Below are 479 nucleotides of genomic sequence, written 5' to 3'. Positions count from 1 at the left end.
TCTCCACGGGTTCGGGCTCGCTCGCCGAGGGCTCGGCCTGCGGGGCTTCCGTCAGCGTTCCCGCCGGAACGGCCCTGAGCACTGCCGGTGGCCCCACCGCGGGTCTGGCATCGGGACCCTGGCCCGTGACGTTGGCCCAGGTCCAGTCCGGGGTGGGGCGTCTGGCCCGAGTGGTGGAGCTGGCTCAGACCGCAGTGGCCGGGGCGACCGACAGGGTGCTGCAGGACCCGAAGGCTCGGCACCGGCTGCTGGGACTGCCGCAGGGCAAGACCCGGTTCCGCAATGCCGCCGAGTTCCTGGAGAAGACCCAGCAGACCCCCCGGCGGGAGACCCATCAGCGCGTGGACCGAGCCGCCCACCACCTGACCCCACCCCAGGGAGAGACTCCAGACGGCACTGCTGTCCCGGCCTCACTGCCACAGGTAACCGGGGCCCTGCGTGATACGTCCTTGGACCCGGCCGTGGTGGATGCGATCACT

At 71.8% G+C, this 479-nt stretch carries 1 protein-coding gene; it reads left to right on the top strand.

Annotated elements, in window-relative coordinates:
* Positions 1-125: 125 nt before the first annotated feature.
* On the top strand, positions 126-479 hold a 354-nt coding region (locus ACEXHE_RS13480; protein ID WP_374786182.1), incomplete at its 3' end, for a hypothetical protein.

The sequence above is a fragment of the Micrococcus sp. IITD107 genome, from assembly GCF_041927415.1.
GTDB lineage: Bacteria > Actinomycetota > Actinomycetes > Actinomycetales > Micrococcaceae > Citricoccus > Citricoccus terreus.
The sequence above is the reverse complement of the archived record's forward strand: the minus strand, read 5'-3'. Positions and strand labels throughout refer to the sequence as shown.